A 381-nucleotide genomic window follows, 5' to 3' on the forward strand; every position below is an offset into this window, starting at 1 on the left:
AAATAAAAAAGCCCGACAACTGCCGGGCTTTTAATTTTGGTGGGAATAGTTTAAAGCTTTCTCAGCTCTTGGATAGACGATTTAAGCAGCTCGAGTGCATAACGTGTATTATGAGAGCCTTTGCTCAGGTCGTGCTCGATAAAGAGGTAGTTAAAGAGCGCACCGGCTTTAGCTCCCGGGGCAATCTTTAATGGGCTACCGCTGCTTGCATTAATGGAACCACTTTCTGTAATCCATTCCCTGTCAAGAAGCAATTGGTGTAATGTATCCATATATGCTTCTGTAGCAGTGTGTGTTCCCAGCCCACCGCTAAGAGAGGCTGAAGCACCGATATAATCAACCGTGAATCCCGAAGATGTATGGCAGCCGGATACTGTACAG

Annotated in this window: 1 pseudogene; it reads right to left on the minus strand. The window is 45.9% G+C overall.

What is annotated here, in order from left to right:
• Positions 1-50: 50 nt before the first annotated feature.
• Positions 51-381: pseudogene (locus A2255_00790) on the minus strand (hypothetical protein).

The organism is Candidatus Melainabacteria bacterium RIFOXYA2_FULL_32_9 (assembly GCA_001784615.1).
GTDB lineage: Bacteria > Cyanobacteriota > Vampirovibrionia > Gastranaerophilales > UBA9579 > UBA9579.